The organism is Streptomyces sp. NPDC001270 (genome assembly GCF_042896695.1).
Classification (GTDB): Bacteria; Actinomycetota; Actinomycetes; order Streptomycetales; family Streptomycetaceae; genus Streptomyces.
This window is the reverse complement of the sequence record NZ_JBIAXM010000004.1, coordinates 105,080-123,471: the sequence shown is the minus strand read 5'-3', so window position 1 is coordinate 123,471 and position 18,392 is coordinate 105,080. Positions and strand designations below refer to the sequence as shown.

Annotated in this window: 19 protein-coding genes; 10 read left to right on the top strand and 9 right to left on the bottom strand. The window is 75.0% G+C overall.

The window, feature by feature from the left end; translation table 11 throughout:
* Window positions 1-121 precede the first annotated feature (121 nt).
* The gene (locus ACFY2B_RS08825; RefSeq protein WP_390762446.1) at window positions 122-1,081 is read left to right on the top strand and encodes a D-2-hydroxyacid dehydrogenase family protein; all 960 of its coding nucleotides are present in this window, start codon (window positions 122-124) and stop codon (window positions 1,079-1,081) included.
* 140 nt (window positions 1,082-1,221) lie between these two features.
* Window positions 1,222-1,503 (top strand): chaplin, encoded by a 282-nt coding sequence (locus ACFY2B_RS08820; RefSeq protein ID WP_390762445.1) that lies wholly within the window; start codon window positions 1,222-1,224, stop codon window positions 1,501-1,503.
* Between the two features lie 64 nt (window positions 1,504-1,567).
* Here the strand turns inward: ACFY2B_RS08820 and ACFY2B_RS08815 are convergent, their stop codons facing one another.
* The 7 genes from ACFY2B_RS08815 to ACFY2B_RS08785 all read right to left on the bottom strand — a co-directional run bounded on the left by ACFY2B_RS08815 (window position 1,568) and on the right by ACFY2B_RS08785 (window position 5,959).
* On the bottom strand, window positions 1,568-2,434 hold the full coding sequence (locus ACFY2B_RS08815) for a tyrosinase family protein (RefSeq protein WP_390762444.1): 867 nt from the start codon (window positions 2,432-2,434) through the stop codon (window positions 1,568-1,570).
* Window positions 2,418-2,909 (bottom strand): tyrosinase family oxidase copper chaperone, encoded by a 492-nt coding sequence (locus ACFY2B_RS08810; RefSeq protein WP_390762443.1) that lies wholly within the window; start codon window positions 2,907-2,909, stop codon window positions 2,418-2,420. The genes ACFY2B_RS08815 and ACFY2B_RS08810 overlap by 17 nt, the downstream gene beginning before the upstream one ends.
* A 143-nt stretch (window positions 2,910-3,052) precedes the next feature.
* Window positions 3,053-3,562 (bottom strand): hypothetical protein, encoded by a 510-nt coding sequence (locus ACFY2B_RS08805; protein WP_390762442.1) that lies wholly within the window; start codon window positions 3,560-3,562, stop codon window positions 3,053-3,055.
* Between the two features lie 153 nt (window positions 3,563-3,715).
* Window positions 3,716-4,216: a DUF5949 family protein gene (locus ACFY2B_RS08800; protein ID WP_390762441.1), complete on the bottom strand. Its 501-nt coding sequence runs from the start codon at window positions 4,214-4,216 to the stop codon at window positions 3,716-3,718.
* Between the two features lie 130 nt (window positions 4,217-4,346).
* Entirely contained in the window at window positions 4,347-4,637 is a 291-nt protein-coding gene (locus ACFY2B_RS08795; protein WP_390762440.1) for a hypothetical protein, read from the bottom strand.
* A gap of 213 nt (window positions 4,638-4,850) precedes the next feature.
* A complete protein-coding gene (locus ACFY2B_RS08790; protein WP_390762439.1) occupies window positions 4,851-5,285 on the bottom strand; it encodes a hypothetical protein in 435 nt (144 codons plus the stop codon).
* A gap of 434 nt (window positions 5,286-5,719) precedes the next feature.
* A complete protein-coding gene (locus tag ACFY2B_RS08785; RefSeq protein WP_390762438.1) occupies window positions 5,720-5,959 on the bottom strand; it encodes a chaplin in 240 nt (79 codons plus the stop codon).
* A 376-nt stretch (window positions 5,960-6,335) separates the two neighbouring features.
* Between ACFY2B_RS08785 and ACFY2B_RS08780 the strand changes: the two genes are divergently transcribed.
* Genes ACFY2B_RS08780 through ACFY2B_RS08745 form a run of 8 tightly spaced genes read left to right on the top strand, consistent with a single transcriptional unit; the run spans window position 6,336 to window position 16,431 of the window.
* Complete coding sequence (locus ACFY2B_RS08780) at window positions 6,336-7,658, top strand: glycosyltransferase (protein WP_390762437.1); 1,323 nt, start codon at window positions 6,336-6,338, stop codon at window positions 7,656-7,658.
* Window positions 7,655-9,088 carry a sugar transferase gene (locus ACFY2B_RS08775; RefSeq protein WP_390762436.1) on the top strand — a complete coding sequence of 478 codons (1,434 nt, stop codon included), beginning with the start codon at window positions 7,655-7,657 and terminating at the stop codon, window positions 9,086-9,088. Before ACFY2B_RS08780 ends, ACFY2B_RS08775 begins: the two co-directional genes overlap by 4 nt.
* Window positions 9,089-9,090: 2 nt before the next feature.
* Window positions 9,091-10,623 carry an O-antigen ligase family protein gene (locus tag ACFY2B_RS08770; protein ID WP_390762435.1) on the top strand — a complete coding sequence of 511 codons (1,533 nt, stop codon included), beginning with the start codon at window positions 9,091-9,093 and terminating at the stop codon, window positions 10,621-10,623.
* Window positions 10,620-12,638, top strand: a complete 2,019-nt coding sequence (locus tag ACFY2B_RS08765; protein ID WP_390762434.1) for a lipid II flippase MurJ — start codon at window positions 10,620-10,622, stop codon at window positions 12,636-12,638. Before ACFY2B_RS08770 ends, ACFY2B_RS08765 begins: the two co-directional genes overlap by 4 nt.
* The gene (locus ACFY2B_RS08760) at window positions 12,622-13,404 is read left to right on the top strand and encodes a polysaccharide deacetylase family protein (protein ID WP_390762433.1); all 783 of its coding nucleotides are present in this window, start codon (window positions 12,622-12,624) and stop codon (window positions 13,402-13,404) included. Before ACFY2B_RS08765 ends, ACFY2B_RS08760 begins: the two co-directional genes overlap by 17 nt.
* On the top strand, window positions 13,401-14,573 hold the full coding sequence (locus ACFY2B_RS08755) for a glycosyltransferase (RefSeq protein WP_390762432.1): 1,173 nt from the start codon (window positions 13,401-13,403) through the stop codon (window positions 14,571-14,573). Before ACFY2B_RS08760 ends, ACFY2B_RS08755 begins: the two co-directional genes overlap by 4 nt.
* On the top strand, window positions 14,570-15,232 hold the full coding sequence (locus ACFY2B_RS08750; protein ID WP_390762431.1) for a lipopolysaccharide biosynthesis protein: 663 nt from the start codon (window positions 14,570-14,572) through the stop codon (window positions 15,230-15,232). Before ACFY2B_RS08755 ends, ACFY2B_RS08750 begins: the two co-directional genes overlap by 4 nt.
* Window positions 15,229-16,431 (top strand): GNAT family N-acetyltransferase, encoded by a 1,203-nt coding sequence (locus ACFY2B_RS08745; protein WP_390762430.1) that lies wholly within the window; start codon window positions 15,229-15,231, stop codon window positions 16,429-16,431. Before ACFY2B_RS08750 ends, ACFY2B_RS08745 begins: the two co-directional genes overlap by 4 nt.
* On the opposite strand, the gene ACFY2B_RS08740 is transcribed toward ACFY2B_RS08745, so the two are convergent.
* Window positions 16,399-17,607, bottom strand: coding sequence for a glycoside hydrolase family 26 protein (locus ACFY2B_RS08740; protein WP_390762429.1), 1,209 nt, complete (start codon window positions 17,605-17,607; stop codon window positions 16,399-16,401). The two genes, ACFY2B_RS08745 and ACFY2B_RS08740, sit on opposite strands and share 33 nt — an antisense overlap.
* 241 nt (window positions 17,608-17,848) lie before the next feature.
* Window positions 17,849-18,392: chaplin (locus ACFY2B_RS08735; protein WP_390762428.1), on the bottom strand; the 544-nt coding region annotated here is incomplete at its 5' end.

The window sequence follows — 18,392 nt, the reverse complement described above, 5'->3', positions numbered from 1 at the left end:
CCAAACGCACCCCACCGGTCACGATCGCGAATCACACCCCCACACCCCGCCCTCCCCACCGACAGGTACAGTCGACCGGCCGGAACGGAGAACCGGCCGGACGGCCGGGAGGGAGGAACGTATGCGGCTTCGCTGTGCGGTGCTGGACGACTTCCAGGGTGTGGCGGCCGAGTCGGCCGACTGGTCGGTGCTCGCGGACCGCGTCGAGGTCGTCACGTTGCGCGAGCACATCACCGAGGAGGACGCGCTCGCCGCGGCCCTCGCCGACTTCGACATCGTGGTGACCCTGCGCGAACGTGTGCCCTTCCCGGGCTCGTTGCTCGCCCGGCTGCCGCGGCTGCGGCTCCTGGTCGCCTCCGGCATGCGCAACAGCGTCATCGACTACGCCGCCGCCGAGGCACACGGCGTCACCGTGTGCGGTACGGAGGGTTCGTCCGCCCCGGCGGCCGAACTGACCTGGGCCCTGCTGCTCGGCCTCGCCCGCGGGATCGTCGAGGAGAGCCAGGCCCTGCGCTCGGGCGGCCCCTGGCAGTCCACCGTCGGCGCCGACCTGCACGGCCGCTCGCTCGGCCTGCTCGGGCTCGGCCGGATCGGCAGCCAGGTCGCGCGGGTCGGTCTCGCCTTCGGTATGCGGGTCAGCGCCTGGAGCCGGCACCTCACCCCGGAGCGTGCCGCGGAGGTGGGCGTCGAACGGGCCGCCACCATGGAGGAGTTGCTGGCCGGCAGCGACTTCGTCTCCGTGCACCTGGTGCTCGGCGACCGTACCCGCGGGCTGCTCGGCCCCGCCGAACTCGCCCTCATGAAACCGACGGCCCATCTGGTGAACACCTCCCGCGCGGCGATCGTCGACCAGGAGGCGCTGCTCGCGGCGCTGCGCGAAGGCCGGATCGCGGGCGCCGGCGTCGACGTGTTCGACGTCGAACCGCTGCCCGCCGGCCATCCGATGCGCACCGCGCCCCGGCTGCTGGCGACACCCCACCTCGGCTATGTCTCGCGGGCCAACTACGCGACGTTCTACGGCCAGGCGGTGGAGGACATCGAGGCGTACCTGGCGGGCGCCCCGGTCCGCAGGCTGCCCTGACGCCGCGTCCGGCGGCCGTGGGCTGCAATCCGGGTGATCCCTTCAGCACCGCCGTGACCAGCACGGAACCCCCGCGTTGAACGTGACGTGCGGCGGCGCTGTCCTGCCGTCGCGCTCATCGAGCAATTAAGGAGTACGTGATGTCTCGCATGGCGAAGGCGGCCGTCGTCGCTCTGGGCACGGGTGCCGTGATGCTCGGCGGGGCCGGTCTGGCCCTGGCCGACGCGGATGCCCAGGGCGCGGCCACCGGCTCGCCCGGTGTGCTGTCGGGCAACCTCGCCGAGGTCCCGGTCAACGTCCCGGTCGACGTCTGCGGCAACACCATCGACGTGATCGGCCTGCTGAACCCGGCGTTCGGCAACGCCTGCGCCGACCAGGGCGACAGCGAGACGGGCCACGGCGGGTACGGCTACGGCCACTGAGCCGGCCACCGGCACACGGGAGAGCCCCGGCGGTGCGCCGGGGCTCTGCCGTGTGCGGACCCGGTCAGGCGTACCGGTAGATCCGGCTCACGTCCTCCAGTTCGTCCGGTGTCACGTCCCACGGCGGCAGCTTCTGGTGCCGGGCAACGATCCGGCCGCGCTGCGGGCTGCCCGCTCCGGGCGGCTCGGCCGGCAGGTAGCGGTGGCTGCGATGACGCTGCTGCCAGCGGGACCACTGGAGGTCCACGAAGGCGTGGTGGAGCCAGAAGACGGGGTCGTTGACGGAGGCGGCGGTGAGCATCGCGCCGCCGACCCAGCGGTGCACCCGGTTGTGGTTGAGCCAGGAGACGCTGCCCCGGCCGGCCCCCCACCCCTCCAGCTTGTTGCGGAAGCCCCGGGTGACCGTCGAGTTCCAGGGCGAGACGTCGTAGACCGGGTCGTCGAGCGCCCGCTTCAGGTCGGCGGCGGTGGGCAACTGGATGGGGGCGCGGGAGCGGCCCAGGTCCCGGGTGAGGTACTCCCTGTCGGTAATGCCCTCCTTGATGGTCCAGCGGCCCCCGCCGTAGGCGAACGGGCCGGTGGTCACCTGCCGGTCGGAGCGGCGTCCGTTGCCGCCGAGCAGGTCCTCGGTCCAGGGCACGGAGGTCGCGCCGCGGTTCCTGGTCCAGTCCCAGTACGGCACCGTCACCGACGGGTCGACCCGGCGCAGGGCGCCCTCCAGGTCCAGCAGGAAGCGGCGGTGCCAGGGCAGGAAGGAGGGCGTCATGTGGGCCGCGCGCAGGCCGGGGTCGCCGTCCCCGACGAAGAACTTGACGTGCGTGCGCACGAACTCGTCGTACTCGCCGGTCCGTTTGATCTCCAGCAGGGCGCCCGTGAACCGGCGCCGCTCGGCGCGGGTCAGGGTGCTCACGTCCTTACGCACGTACGCCATGCGGCCCTCCCACGTGCCGGTGTCCCCCGCCGACCGGCCCCGGGGCCAGGTCGCGCAGGCCCTGACCGGGGCCGAGTTCGTCGACGGCGGCGCGGGTCGCCTCCAGCGGGGTCGGGTACGAGCTGTAGTGGTCGACCATGGTCAGCCAGGTGCCGTCGGCGCGCCGCATCAGATGCAGCGGACGGCCGTCCACGGTGACCAGCCAGTGCGCGTCGCCGACGGGGCGTTCGGCGGGGACCGGGGCGCCCCGGATGCGGCGCCCCTGGTAGGTCTCGTCGAAGGCGTGGCCCGCGGACGCGCCCGCGGGCCACGCCGGGCGGGAGGCCGCGACGAGCGGGGTCAACGCGAGGGCCGCGGTGGTGCCGAGCAGGACGCGCCCAGCCTCCCGCCGGGTCCGTTCCGGCGGGTCGGTTCTCTCCCGGCTCCCGCTCGCCCGCTCCGCGCCCACCGGTACTCCGCCGGCACTGACGACCATGGCTCCTCCTCGTACGGTTTCGGTCTGCGCACCGGTAACCGCCGGAGGGCTCCGGCGGTCACCGCCGCATCAGCCGTACGCAGGCACGACACCGGCCGGGCGGAGCACACGCGCCGGCCCGCCGGGGGGAACGGCGTCGTCCGTCACCGGCCGGAGCCCAGGCCCAGGTTCGCGGTCGGGACCCCCCGCAGGACCGGGGCGACGACGCCGGCCTGGGGGAGCTTGAGGCCGGGCAGCCCGAAGGCGTCGGGGTTCGGCGCGGTGAGGGGGGCGTCGGCGGACAGTCCGGGGGTCAGGGCCCGGATGCCGGAGGCGGGGGCGTCGGCCCGCAGCCGGTCGAAGCCGCCCAGGGCCTTCGGCAGAGGGGCCTGAAGACCGGCGCCGGGCAGGCTGCCGCCGATGGGCAGCCGGGGCAGGGTGCGGGCCGGGAGGAGCTGTCCCCCGGCGTACCGGGGTCCCTCGGGGGCGCCCGGCAACGGCATCGGCAGTTCGACGGCGAGCTTCGGCATCGGCGCGTGGAGGGACTTCTCCACGCCGTCCAGCGGCACCGGGACGGGGACCGTGCCGACCGCGGCGGCGGGAGTGGCGGCCCCCACGACGGCCGCGACGCCGGTGGCGACGGCGGCGAGGGTTCCTCGGGTGGTCGACTTCATGTCAGGTACGGTCCCTTTCAGAATGCGGCGGAATCGACCTCCGTACCGCGTAACGAGCCGAATTCGCCGCGCAGCGCAAGAATCGCCCGCGTGCAGCATTGGTCAGCTGGTCGGACGTCCCGGCGGCGGACCGCGGTGCCACCGGCCCGCGCGTCAGGTGCGCAGGCTGCGGGCCGGGAGGATGACGTGCGCGGCGGCGGTCAGGGTCTCCTCGGCGCCGACGAAGGCCGCCAGTTGCCCGGGGGTCAGGGTCAGGCCGGGCTGGGCCTCGGGCCAGGCGCGGGTGGTGAACACCAGGTAGGCGTAGCCGCGTTGGGCGGCGGCGGCGAGCCACTCCGGCGGGGCGGGGCACTGGGCGTTGAGCGGCGGCAGGGTGACGACGGCCTGGCCGGACTGCACGAGCAGGGTGGCGGGCAGGCTGGGCTTGGCGGTGCCGTCCACGAGGTCGCCGCCGACCGGCAGTCCGTTGCTCTCCAGCAGCCGCTCGACCGCGGCGGACGTCACGTCGGCGCCGCCCTCGGCGTCCCCCAGCGAGTACGCCAGCAGGTACGGCATGTCGGATCCGTCGGCGGCCTCGCCGCTCCAGGCGAGTACGACGAGCGTGCCCAGTTCGGCCGGGCGGAACGGGCGGGTTTCACTTGGGGTTGAGGTCACCGCGCGACCCTACCGACGGACCAAGGCGCCGCCCGGCGCCTTCTCACCCGGCCGGCGCATTGACGCGGGGGCCGCCACACGAACGAGGGACGCCTCCCGGCGTCCCTCGAACGGCTCTGCACGAAGCGGTTCAGCCCTGCAACGGCAGACCGCCCAGCAGCGGGTTGGCCTGGTTGACCGCGCCGGTCGCGCCCTTCACCGCGTTGAGCGCGGAGCCCTTCTTCTCGGTGTTGAGCGCGTTCGACTGGTGCTTGAGCGGCATCGCGTCGTCCACGGTGAGGGGACCCTTGGTGAGCGTGTTGACGGCGCCGTTGAGGCTGGTGGGCGTGAGGTCGGCGGTGTTGTGGGCGAACGCGGGCGCGGCGACACCCACGAGGGCCACGGAACCGGCAACGACAGCGGCAGCCTTCAGGGACTTCATCGTGTTCCTTTCTCGGCAACTCACGTCACCTCGGGAAGTTCTGACGCCGTGCTCAACGAGGTCTGGCCTGGGCGGAAACCCCGTACCCGGAAGACATATGAGATCCCCGACGGAACCGGGGGCGGGGACGGGAAAGCCGTCGGCCGTCGGGCCGGCCGCGCCGGGGGTGGCGGGCGGTCCGACAGCCGGTCGGGGAGACGGCTCGGCGCCGGGTCAGCCGGTCGGCAGTGCCGGGGTGGTGACCGGGAGCGAAGGCGCCGGCACCGGGAGGCTCGGCAGGGCGGGCAGGCCCGGCAGGTCGGGGGCGGGCAGGCCGCCGCCGAGCACCGTCGCGGCGACGAAGTTGACCAGGCCGGTCACCACCGCGGTGGCCGCGGGCAGGACCTTGCTGACGTCGCCGGAGGTGACGGCGGCGAGCAGCGCGTCGACGGCCTTCTGAAGGGCGGCGAGCGCGTCGCCCCGGAGGTCCTTGGCCTTGAGAGCCTCGCCGTCCTCGGCGGCCCCGCCCTCCTTGTCCTCCTTGCCGGCCGCGGCGGAGACCTGGGCGATGGCCGCCTTCACCGCGTCGACCAGCTTCTTGGCCTGGTCGGGGGTCAGCTGACCGTTCTGGAGCGCCTGGTTGAGCAGGTCGGTGGCCGGGGTGAGCACGGCACCGAGGCCGGCCAGGCTCTTGGCCTGGGCGAGGACCGTGTCGGCGCCGGGAACGGCGCACGGGACGCCGCGTGGGTGCGCTCCCGGGACGAGTCGGCGGCCACGGCGGCCGGGCCGGTGATGCCGGCCGGCAGAGTGGCGCAGAGAGCGGTGGACGCGATACGCCGTGCGGGCAGGCGCACGGGGGCCTTTCGAGGTGCGTCGGATCTTGAACCCACCGTGAAGTCGTCGCCCGTCGCCGTCTGCAACCGCTCGCACGCGGTACGCGCCCACCGGCCGCCCTCTCCGGGGGCGTCTTCCCTGATGGGGACGCCTGTCAGGAGCGCCCCGCCGGAATGTCGCCGACGACCCCCGTCAGGGGGAACGCGAACCGGCCGCCCTTCCGCGGTGAGCCGCGGGAGGACGGCCGGCGAGAGGGATCTGCCGTCCCGTCAGTCGTCCTCGCAGGCGCTGCCGAACGCCGGGTTCAGCAGGGCGATGATGTCGACGGTGTCGCCGCAGAGGTTGACCGGCACGTGGACCGGGGCCTCGACGACATTGCCCGACAGCACGCCCGGGGAGTGGGCGGCGGCGCCTTGCGCGTCACTGTCGGCGGCGGCGATACCGGCGCCACCGGCAACGGCCGCTACGGCAGCAGTGGTCAGGGCGAAGCCCCTCGCGATACGCGACATGGAGAAGTGCTCCTTGGGATCGACACAAACATCCGGGCGGCTGCCCGGCGCTGTGTCAACGCGCCGTACTCCGTCTAGTTGTGCCGCCAGTGGAGTGATCTCCGGATAGGGCAACCTTCACCATTCCGACACACTGGCATATTCCTCTGGATTAATACGGATAGCAGCTAGAGTTGCGGAACTATTCAAACACCCCTATAAGCCATCAAATCACATCCACCCCGCAGCCCTTCCGCACCACCCCGGCCTGACCGCCACTCCCTGTTCTCCCCCGTCCGATCTCCGTCCCTCTCCGACCTCTGACACCTCTGGTCTGAGCCCCGGCGCGTTCCCGCCCGCAGTCCCGAGCGTCCCCCGTGAGCGAGGAATCCCGCGTATGCACCACTCAGCAACCGACCCACGGTTCCGGGTCCTCCACCTCGCCCAGCCCGCCGACGGCGGAGTGGCCCGCGTCGTACTGGACCTGACGCGCGCCCAGCTCGCCGCCGGCCTGCGGGTCACGGTCGGCTGCCCCGGCGGTGAACTGGCCGCCGGGGCGCGCGAACTGGGCGCCGACGTACGGCACTGGCGGGCGACCCGCTCGCCGGGTCCCGGGCTGGCCGGCGAGGTGCACCGGCTCGACCGGCTGGTGACACGGGTACGGCCCGACCTGGTGCACGCGCACAGCGCCAAGGCCGGGCTCGCCGGCCGGCTCGCGGTGCGCGGCCGGATCCCGACGGTCTTCCAGCCGCACGCCTGGTCGTTCGAGGCGGTCGACGGGGTCACCGCCACGCTGGCGCTGAAATGGGAACGGTGGGGGGCGCGTTGGGCCACCCGGGTGCTGTGCGTGAGCGAGGCGGAACGCGCCACCGGCGCACGCGCCGGGATCCGCGCGCACTGGAGCGTCATCCCCAACGGCGTCGACCCGCTGCGTTTCAGCCCCCGGCCGCCCGGCGCCGCGGCGGCCCCGCCGGCCACCGCCCGCCAGACCGCCGCCACGACCGCACCCGCCCTTGAACCCGAGTCCCCGCACCCGCACCGCCCGCCCACCGCCGGCCGCGCGCCGGACACACCCGCGGCGGACACACCTGCGCCGGACACACCCGGGTCCGTCCTGGCCACCCCACCCGCCCCGGCCGCGGACCCGGCGGCCCCGCTCGTGGTCTGCGTGGGACGGCTGTGCCCGCAGAAGGGGCAGGACGTCCTGCTCCGGGCGTGGGACCACGTCGTACGCCAAGTGCCGGGTGCCCGGCTCGCGCTGGTCGGCGACGGACCCGACCGGGAGCGGCTGCGGGCCGGCGCCCCGCCGTCGGTGACGTTCGCGGGCGCCGTCGCCGACGCCGCGCCCTGGTACCGGGCCGCCGACCTCGTGGTCCTGCCCTCCCGCTGGGAGGGCATGGCGCTGGCCCCGCTGGAGGCGATGGCCTGCGGCCGGCCGGTGCTGCTCACGGACGTCGACGGCGCCCGCGAATGCCTGCCGCCGGGCCTCGCCGCACACTGCCTCGTCCCGCCCCGGAACCCGGCGGCGCTGGCCGGGGCCGTCGCCGCCCTGCTGCTCGACCCGGCGCTGCGCACGGCGCTCGGCCCGCGCGGCCGCCGCCATGTCCTGACCACCCACGACGTACGGCACACCACCGAGGCGGTCACGGACCTGTACCGCGAACTCCTCGGCACCGCACCCGCCGTGCCGTCCCAGTGCAGGGAGTCCAGCCGCCCGTGACCGCCGAAAGCACCGTCCCCTCCCCCGGCATGCAGCCACGCGACCACGGGTACTCGGCCGTCGCGGTCCTGCCGCCGCGCCCGGCCGACGGCTTCCGGTTCCCCGTGCACCGGCCGTCCACACGCCACCCGTCCCCACTGCCCCTGCTCACCGCCGACCTGGCCGCCGCCCTCTTGGGCGCCTGGACACTCGGCCCGGCCGGGCACCGCCCGGTACTGGCGGCCCTGCTGGTGGCCGCGGCGCTGCTGCTGCGACCGCGCACCGACCCTCCGGTGCCCGGCGTCCTCGACGAACTGCCCGCCGTCTGCGGCCGGATCGCGATCGTCTGGCTGGGCCTCGCCGCGGTCCTGGCGGCGTACGCGCCCGACCGCGCGCTGTCCCCGCACGACCTGCTGCTCGGCTGGACGCTGCACGCGGCGGTGTGCTGCGCGGGCCGCGGCCTCGTACGCGGGCACCGGCACCGATCGCTGCTGCGCCGCCCGTGCCCCGCGCTGCTCGTGGGCCCGGCGGCGACCGCGCAGCGGGTGGCCGCCGCGCTGCGGCGCCATCCGCGCTGCGGCGTACGGCCGGTGGGTGTCGTGGCCGAGGACGCCGAGGACTTCGGCGACGACACCGGCGGACTGCCCGTGCTCACCACCGGCACCGAGGTGAAACGGGCCCTGGTCCGCCACGGTGTGCGGACCGTGCTCACCGTCGACCCCGCGGTGCGCACCGCGCAGGGACCGCTGCTGCGGGCGCTCGCCGAGTCGGGCTGCGCGGTGTGGGAGGTGGACGCGGACTCACCGGCGTACGAGACCCGTGACCAGCTCGCCGGATTCTCCTGCCGCCGGCTGGAGGTGGACGCCCGGCGGCGCGGCAGCGCGGTCAAGCGGGCACTGGACGTGCTGGTGTCCGGCATCCTGCTGGTGCTGGCCGGCCCGGTGCTGCTGGGCTGCGCCGCGACGCTCAGGATCGTCGGCGGGCCCGGCGTGGTCTTCCGCCAGGAACGCATCGGCCAGGACGGCCGCCCCTTCACGCTGCTGAAGTTCCGTACCCACCGCCCGGCCGACGAGCACGAGTCGGCCACCCGCTGGAGCGTGGCGGGCGAGCCCGAGATGAGCCGCTTCTGCCGCTTCCTGCGGAGCACCTCGATGGACGAGCTGCTCCAATTGTGGAACGTGCTGCGCGGCGACATGAGCCTGGTCGGCCCGCGCCCCGAACGCCCTTATTTCGTGGCCCAGTTCAGCCAGACCTACCCCGGTTACGCGGCCCGCCACCGGATGCGGACCGGCATCACCGGGCTCGCCCAGATCAACGGGCTGCGCGGCGACACCTCGATCGAGGACCGGGCCCGGTTCGACAACGCGTACATCGACAACTGGTCGCTGTGGCAGGACGTCTGCATCCTGCTGCGCACCGCGGCCGCGCTCGTACGGTCCACCGGGAGCTGACGATGACCCGTACCCTCCCGCTGCCGGCCGGCCGGACCGCCCGGCCACCGGCCCGTCGGCCCTCCCCGGTGCCGCGGCTGCTGCCGATGCTGCCCGTGCTCGCGATGCCGGCCCTGCTCGCGCTGCCGCCGACCGCCACGAACGGCGGCGGCGCGGGACCGGCCGACGTGGTCTCCGCGCTGGTCGTCGTCCACTGCGTGCTGCTCCTGGTACGGCACCGGCGCCGCCCGCTGTCCGCACCGGCCGCCGCGGTGCTCGGTCTGCCGGTCGTCGGCGTGGCGCTCGCCGCGATGGGCGCCGCCTCGCCGGGCGCCGGGCTCGCCGGTCTCGGCCGCTACCTCCAGATCTTCGTCCTCGTCCCGGCGGCCGTGCTGCTGCTGATCCGCGACCGCCGCGACTTCACGCTGCTGGCCTGGTCGTTCGTGGGCCTGGCCGGCTGGCAGGGCGCGCTCGGGGTGCACCAGTACGTCACCGGGACCGGTGCCTCCTACCGGGGCGTGGACATCCGGGCGGTGGGCACGTTCGGGGCGCAGGACGTGATGGGCATGGCGACCGTGGTGTCCTTCGGCCTGGTCTGCGCGGTCGGCCTGGCACTCGGGCGGTCCGCCGCGCACCGGCGGGTACTCGCCGCCGGATGCGCCCTCGCGCTGCTGGTGCCGCTCGCCCTGTCCTTCAGCCGGGGCGCCTGGATCGCGACGGCGACGGCCTGTGCCGTACAGCTGGTGGCCGCGGGACTGCGGCGGGCGCTGGCGGTGGCGGCGGCCGTGCTGGCGGCGGGCGTGATCCTGGTGGGCGGCCTCGGGGTGGGCACGGCGCTGCTGGAGGAACGGGTCAGCTCCATCACGCAGGTCGCGGACTCGCCCGACCAGTCGGTGGTCGACCGGTACTCCATGTGGGCCGCCGCGGCCTCGATGTGGCGCGAACGCCCGCTGACCGGTGTGGGGTTGAAGTCCTTCCCCGAGTACCGGGACGGCCACTCCCCGCTCGCGCTCTCCTCCGGCAGCGACACCGAGGGCGCAGGCGCCGCGTACCGCAGGCAGCCGCTGCTGTCCCCGCACAACATGTATCTCCTGGTCCTCGCGGAGCAGGGCCTCACCGGGCTGCTGGCCCTCGCGGGCAGTTGGCTGGCGCTGCTGGCATGCGCGCTGCGGCGGGTGTGGCGCACCCGGGCCGCCGCCCGGCCGGGCGCGGAGCGCACGGCGGCCGGGGAGTGCGGACTCGTCGCCTGCGGGCTGCTGGTCTGGCAGCTGACCGACTTCGGGTACGCGGACATCGGCGGCTCCTCGACGGTCCTGACCGCCGTCCTCCTGGGTCTGGCCGGCTGGTGGGCCCTGCTGGGCGGCGGCACGCCGACCGACGACGGGGTGACCGCGACGGGCGCCGCTCGGGGAGGGGGCGGCGGCGACGGTGGGGTGACCGAGGGCAGGGCCGTCATCGACGACGGAGAAGCCGCCGACAGCGGAACGGCCGTCGCGGGCGGCACGGCCACCGACGGCGCAGGCAGCGTCGCGGAGATGGAGGGCGCGGGCAGATGAACGCGTCCTCCTCCAGGAGTTCAGGGACCCCCGGCGTACGGCCCGGCGCCGCACAGGCCGTACCGTCCGCCCGCTCCCGAGCAGACACCCCGTGCGACACCGAAACCCACCCCACCACCCCACCCGAACCAGCCGCCTCGTCCGACACCGACACCCGCCCCACCGCACCCCCCGAACCAGACCCCACGCCCGACACCGACACCCGCCCCACCACCCCACCCGACGCCGACACCCACCCCGGCCCACCACCCCACCCCGAACCGACCACCAAGCCCGAACCGACCACCCACCCCGAAACAACCGCGCCCCCCGGAACAACCCCCCACCCCGCCCCGGTCTCACAGCGTTTTCTCGCCAAGGCCGCGCTGGTCACGGTCGCGTTGTCGATCGTCGGTGCGTTGCTCGGGCTGGTCCGGGACCAGTCGCTGGCCCGGCTGTTCGGCGCGGGCCAGGACACCGACGCCTTCCTGGTCGCCTGGACCGTGCCGGAGTTCGCGGCCACGCTGCTCATCGAGGACGGGCTGGCCTTCGCGCTGGTACCGGCGTTCAGCCTGGCGCTGGCCCGGCGCGCCGAGGGGGTACCGGGCGACCCGGTGCGCGCCCTCGTCGCCAGTAGCCTCCCCCGTCTGTCGCTGGCCTTCGCCGCCGTCTCCGCGCTGATCGCCGACGCCGCGCCGCAGTTCGTCGAGGCGCTGGCCCCGGGGCTGCGGGATCCCGGCCTCGCCGTCGACTGCACCCGGCTCACCGCGACCTGCGTGCTCAGCTTCGGACTCGCCGGATACTGCAGCGCGGCACTGCGGGCGCACCGCCGCTTCGTGGCCCCCGCGGCGATCTACGTCGTCTACAACCTGGGCATCGTCGCGGCGATGCTCCTCCTCGGCGGCGGCTGGGGCGTGCGCTCCGCGGCGGCCGGGGTGGCGCTCGGCGGCTGTCTGATGGTGGCCGTACAACTGCCCTCGCTGTGGCGGCAGTTGCGCGGCACCCGCGCGACGGACGGCGGCCCCCGGACCGCCGCATCCGGCGACCCCACCAGAACCGCCGACCCCACCGGACCCGTCGGCTCCGCAGGGACTGCCGGGTCCGCCGCCGTGGACGGGCCCCGCCGGATGGGCCTGCCCTTGCTCGCCACCGTGCTGCTGTTCGCCCTGTGCCGGCAGTCCCAGGTCCTCGTCGAACGGTTCCTCGCCTCCCACCTGTCGCCGGGCGCCATCTCACACCTGAACTACGCCCAGAAGGTGGCCCAGATCCCGATGGCGCTCTCGCTGATGCTGTGCACGGTCACCTTCCCTGTGGTGGCGCGGGCGCTGGCCGAGGGCGACACCGAGCGGGCCCGCACCCGGGTGGAGCGCGATCTGGCGCTGGCCGCCTGTCTGGTGCTGCTGGGCGGTGCCGTGGTGGTGGCGTGCGCCCCGCAGCTCGTCGAACTCCTCTTCCAGCGCGGCGCGTTCACCGCGCGGGACACCGCGGCGACGGCGGACGTGATGCGGGTGTACGCGCTCGGGCTGCTCGGCCAGACCCTGGTCGGCGCGCTGGTCCGCTCGTACTTCTCGGCGGGCCGCGCCACCTGGTACCCGGTCGGCGCGATGGCCGCCGGCATCGCCGTGACCTCCTGGATCGGCGCCGTGAGCGTGGGCGTCTGGGGTGTCACCGGGATCGCGGCCGGCAACGCCACCGGCATCACCGTCACCGCCGCGCTGCTGCTGTACGGGCTGCGCGACGGCGGTCCGGACGGCGCGGGCCGCCCGGGTCGCATGGCCCGCGCCGTACCGATCCGCACCCGGCGGGTGCTGGGCGAGCTGAGCCGGCCGCTGCGGGCGGCCGTGGTCGCGACCGTGGCGGGCGCGTCGGCCGCGCACCTGGTCCGGACGCCGACGGTGGGCCTGGCCCTCGGCGGCACGACGACGACCGCCGTGTTCGTCCTGCTCTGCTGCGCCCTCGGCGCCGAGGGCTGCACGCCCGCGCTCCGCTCCGTACGCACCGTCACACGAAGGCTCGCGCATGGTCTCTTCCGTTGAGCACACCGCTCTCGCCGCCGCCCCCCTCGCCGTCCCCGCGGCCGACCGACCGGGCCCGGTGCCCTGGGTGGCGATGTACCACTCGGTGGGCGACCGCTCCGACGACCCGTACCGCATCACGGTCACCCCGGCCCGCCTCGACCGGCAGCTCCGCTGGCTGCGCAGGCGCGGTCTGCGCGGCGTGTCCATGGCCGAGCTGCTGGCCGCCCGCGCCCGCGGCGCGGCACCCACCCTGGTGGGGCTCACCTTCGACGACGGCTACGCCGACTTCCTCGCCCACGCCCTGCCCGTGCTGCGCCGCTGGGGCTGCAACGCCACCCTGTTCGTCCTGGCCGGCCGGCTCGGCGGCGACAACGACTGGGATCCGCTCGGCCCGCGCAAGCCGCTGCTGACCGCGGACGGTGTCCGCCGGGCCGCCGACGAGGGCGTGGAGATCGGCTCGCACGGACTGGCCCATGTCGACCTCACCGCGGCCGACGCCGGCACGCTGCGCGCCGAGGCCGCCGAGAGCCGCGCCCTGCTGGCCGAGCTGACCGGCCGGCCCGTCGGCGGGTTCTGCTACCCGTACGGCTCGGTGGACCGGCGGACCGTGGCCGCCGTACGGGACGCCGGATACGGCTACGCCTGCGCCATCGACCCCGGCCCGCTCAGCGGCGTCCACGCCCTGCCCCGGATCCACCTCGGCCAGCGCGACACCGCGCCGCGCCTCTTCCTCAAGCGCCGGCTGCACCGGCTGCGCCGCCGCCCGGTCCAGGGGCTGCGGTGAAGGTCCTGCACATCATCACCGGGCTCGGCGTGGGCGGCGCCGAGCAGCAACTGCGGCTGCTGCTCGGCCGGTTGCCCGTCGACTGCGACGTGCTGACGCTCACCGAGCCCGGCCCGGTCGCCGCCGCGCTGGCCGCCGACGGGGTGCGGGTCGCGCACCTCGGCATGGCGGGCAACCGCGACCTGACCGCGCTGCCCCGCCTGGTGCGGGAGATCCGCCGGGGCGGCTACGACCTCGTGCACACGCACCTCTACCGGGCCTGCCTGTACGGCCGGATCGCCGCCCGGATCGCCGGGGTCAGGGCGGTCGTCGCCACCGAGCACTCCCTGGGCGACTCCCGGATCGAGGGCCGCCGGCTCACGACCGGCGTCCGCGCGCTGTATCTCGCCGGGGAGCGGCTGGGCCGTACCACGGTCGCCGTCTCCCCGACCGTCGCCCGGCGGCTGGAACGCTGGGGCGTGCCCGGCCCGCGCATCGAGACCGTGCCCAACGGCATCGACGCGGCCCGCTTCCGCTTCGACCCGGTGCGGCGGCTGCGCACCCGGGCCGCCCTGGGCCTGCCCGAGGACGCGTACGTCGTCGGCGGTGTCGGCCGGCTCACCCCGGGCAAGCGGTTCGACGTCCTGGTCCGGGCCCTGGCCCTGCTCCCCGCGGACTGCCGGCTGCTGCTGGTCGGCGGCGGCGCCCAGGAGGGCGCGCTGCGGGCCGCCGCCCGGACGGCCGGGGTCGCCGGGCGGGTGCTGTTCGCCGGTGAGCGCCCGTGCGCACCCGACGGCTCGCCCGGTCCCGATCTGCCGTCCCTCACCTGCGCGATGGACGTACTGGCCGCGCCGTCCGCGGAGGAGGCGTTCGGGCTCGCGGTCGTCGAGGCGCTGGCGGCCGGGCTGCCCGTGCTCTACACCTCCTGCCCGGCGATCGAGGACCTGCCGCCGACAGCCGCCCCGCACGCCCGCCGCGTACGCGGCGACGCCGCCGAGTACGCCCGCGCCATCACCGGCGTCCGCGCCGCGGGCCCCTTACCGCGCACGGTCCCGGACGCCGCCCGGCACTACGACATCGCCCGCAGCGCCGACCGCCTCATGGAGGTCTACGCGGCGGCGCTGGCCGGACGGCCCGCGCCCGGCCAGGTCCCGTCATCCCGATCCCCCGAGGAAGCAGGCCCACCATGACCGACATCCCCAACCGACCGCCTCGGCCTCCCTGGTCGGCCCGCTTCGGCCGCCTGCGGACACTCCCCGCGTGGTCGCTGCTCGCGGCCTGCGCCGTCGCCGGCGGCCTGATCGGCGGCGCGTACGGCACGCTCAGGACTCCCGAGTACACGGCCACCAGCTATGTCGTCGCCGTCCCCACCAAGCAGTCCGACCCGGCCGCCGCACTCGGCTTCGCGCAGGTCTACGGCCGGGTCGCCACGCAACTCGCGGTGCTCGCCGACGCACAGGTGTGGGCGGGGGTGCCGGCCCGAACCCTCCAGTCGAGCGTGCGGACCGCGACCTCGCCGGACGCGCCGATGGTCGCCGTCTCGGCCAGCTCGGCCCGCCCGGACCTGGCCGTCGACATGGCCGACGCCGTGGCCCGCTCCATGATCCGGCGCGCCGCGGACACCAAGAACAGCACGCACGTGGAACTCCTCCAGTTCTCCCGCGCGGTACGGCCGGCCGCCCCGGCCTCGGCCTCCCGCGAGGTGACCGGGCTGGTGGGGGCGAGCGCGGGCGGGCTGCTGGGCGGCCTGGCGCTGCTGGTACGGCCCCGGCGGACCGCGCCGCAGACCTTGCTTCCGGCGACCGTGCCCGGCCCGGCCGTCGCCGCGGACGTACAGGCCCAGCGATGACGGCGACCGCCACGGCGCGCCCCGCGCTGACGACCGAGGTGCACACCGACGAGAAGGTCTTCGCCGAACTGGCCCCGGCCTGGGACCGGCTGTACCGGCACTGCGCCACGGCGACCCCGTTCCAGAGCCACGCCTGGCTGCACTCCTGGTGGCGGTCGTACGGCACGCCCGGCCGGCTGCGGCTGGTGCTGGTGCGCTCCGGCGGCGAACTGGTGGCCGCCGCACCGCTGATGCTGGTGCGCCGCCCGCTGCCCGCGCTGGTGCCGCTGGGCGGGCCGGTCTCCGACTACCGGGACGTGCTGATCGACGACGACGCCGACGCGGCCGGCGGGCGGCCCACGGCCGCGCTCACCGCGGCGCTCGCGGCGACCGCCCGCACGGCCCTGATCGACTTCCGTGAGGTGCGGCCGGGCGGCGCGTTGGAACGCGTCTACGAGAGCTGGCCGGGACCGCGCCGTGCGCTGCGGGACTCGCTGTGCCTGGAGTTGCCCGCCGTTCCCATGGCCGACCTGCTGGCCCGGCTGCCGTCGGGCAAGGCCCAGCGGGCGCGGGCCAAGCTGCGCAAACTGACCGCGCTGGGCATCCAGCGGCAGGCGGTGGACCCGGACGGGGCGGGCGCGGCGCTGCACCGGCTCCTTGAGCTGCACCGGTTGCAGTGGCAGGGGCGGAAGGTGACGGCCGAGCACCTGCGGCCGCGGTTCGCCGAGCACCTGGTGGGCGCGGTGGGGCCGATGGTGCGTTCGGGCGACGCGGTGGTCACGGAGTTCCGGCTGGACGGCGAGGTGGTGGCCGTCGACCTGACCCTGCTGTCGCGGAGCCTGGCCGGCGGCTATCTGTACGGCGCCCATCCGCGGCTGCGGGAGCGCAGGGCGGACGTGGCGGTGATGCTGCTGGACGCCTGCGCGGAGCAGGCGGCCGGGTGCGGCTCGCTGAGCCTGCTGCGCGGCGACGAGCCGTACAAACACCACTGGCGCCCCGAACCGGTCGCCAACCGGCGCCTGCTGCTCGCCCACCGCACCACCGCGCCGCTGCTGTCGGCGACCATGTACGGCGCGGCGGCCAGACAGCGGGCCGGCCAGGCGCTCCGCCGGTGGCGGGAGCGCACCGAAGAGGCGCAGGGAGCCGCGTGCGCGGCCCCCACGCACCAGCGGCCGGCCGGGAACGCCTCACGGGCCTGTCTGCGCCTGGCGATTCCGTGACCACCAGTCGAAGCGGAGGCACATTTTCCCGCCGATCCACTGCTCGACCCAGTCGCCCAGCTCCAGCGGCGAGCAGTCCGCCGGGGGCCGTGCCGCCGGCGTGCTCGGGGCCGGCGGTGTCGGGGTCGGCGTGGGAACCGGCGTGGGGGTCGGCGTGGCTGGTTCCTCGACGCGGCCGGAGAGGACCGACCGGTAGACCTCCGCGGCCCTCGGGTTCCGCGAGCACTGCCACACGCCGTGCGGGCAGTAGTCGGTCAGCGTGTTGTAGAGCGGTCGGTGCTCGTCGATCCAGGCGAGCATGCGGCGCATGTACTCCTCGTCGTCGCCGTTACGGAACAGCCCCCACTCCGCGTACGAGATCGGCTTGCCGTGCGCCTGCGCGAAGTCCACCTGCCGCTGGAGACCGTACGGCTCCCTGACCTGTTCGTCGAAGGGCATCCCGGCCGGCTGGTCGTAGGAGTCCATGCCGATGACGTCGACCGTGGCGTCGCCGGGATAGCACTGCGTCCAGGGCACGGCGTCCCGGCCGCGGCTCGGCGTGAAGTCGAACCGGAACTTCTGCCCCGGCACCGCGCGCATGGCGCTGACGATCCGGTTCCAGTACGCCTTCCACGCCTGTGGGTCGGGCCCGCAGCGATGGGTGTAGGTGGCGCCGTTCATCTCCCAGCCGAGCACGATGACCGTGTCCGGCACCCGCAGCGCCACCAGTCGTTCGGCGAGGGCACGGAAATGGCCGTCGAAGGCCCCGGCGGCGCCCTGCCGCAGCAGCCCCCGTACCTCGGTGTCGGAGACGTGGTCCTCGTTGTGCTCCAGCATGGGCACGTTGAGGACGAACATCCTCTCGTCCCGTTCGCGCCGCCACTGCGCCCAGGCGTCCAGGAAGCCGGGGGCGCCCTCGATGTTGCTCCAGCGGTCACCGGGCAGATAGGTGTGGGCGACGGTCAGGTCGGCGCCGCCCAGCCAGCGGCTCAGCTCGGCGATGCGGGCGACGCCGTTCGGGCCGTAGTCGAGATAGGCGCCGAAGGCCGGAGCGGGCCGGGCGGAGACGGAGGGATCCGTCGCACGTGCGTCTCCCGCCACGAATCCGGAACCGGTCGCCAGCGCGACCGACGCGGTGACCGCCGCCGCGGCCACCGCCCATCGCACGGACCGGGACCTGCACTGCTGTGGAGCCATGCCCGCTCCCTCCTCCACTGCACTCGGCTGACCTGTGCGGCCGGTGGCAGCGTCGGACCTGTCCCACCGGCTTACTGACACTCAGTCATATCCGGGTGGGTCCCGCCAGTGCGGTTAGGGCTTTCGGGTCTGCGGGACGCCCGCACGGCTGAACCGGGGCGGACGCGGCCCCGCGGGGAGGCGGAACGGGTGGCGGGGGCAGGGCGCGGGTGCCGGGCGCTGAGGTCCGGCACCCGGCGCACTACCGGCGGGAGGCGGCTCGGCCCCGTCGGTACAGGATGGTTCCGCCCACGAGCAGCGCGGCACTGACGGCCGAGGCCCCCAGCATCGCCTCGCTGCCGGTGTGCGGCAGGGTGGGCGGCGGTCCACCCGGGGGCGGGTCGGTGGGAGGAGTCGCCGGCGGTGTGGTGGGGGGCGTCGTCGGCGGCTTCGTGGGCGGCGGAGTGGGCCCGCAGTCATGGCCGTAGGCGGGGTTGAGCAGACCGCCCACGTCGGCCGCGTCACCGCACGCGTTCACCGGAAGGTGCACCTGCATGTTGTTGCCCGAGCCGGAGTCGGAGCCGTAGCCCGGCTTGTCGGTCGAACCGTAACCAGGCTTCTCGGACGAGCCATAGCCGGGCTTCTCACTCGAACCGTAACCAGGCTTCTCGGACGAACCGTAGCCGGGCTTCTCGGACGAACCGTAACCAGGCTTCTCGGACGAGCCATAGCCAGGCTTCTCACTCGAACCGTAAGCCGAGTCATGGTCGGTCCCGTAATCCGAACCGTAACCAGACTTGTCGGAC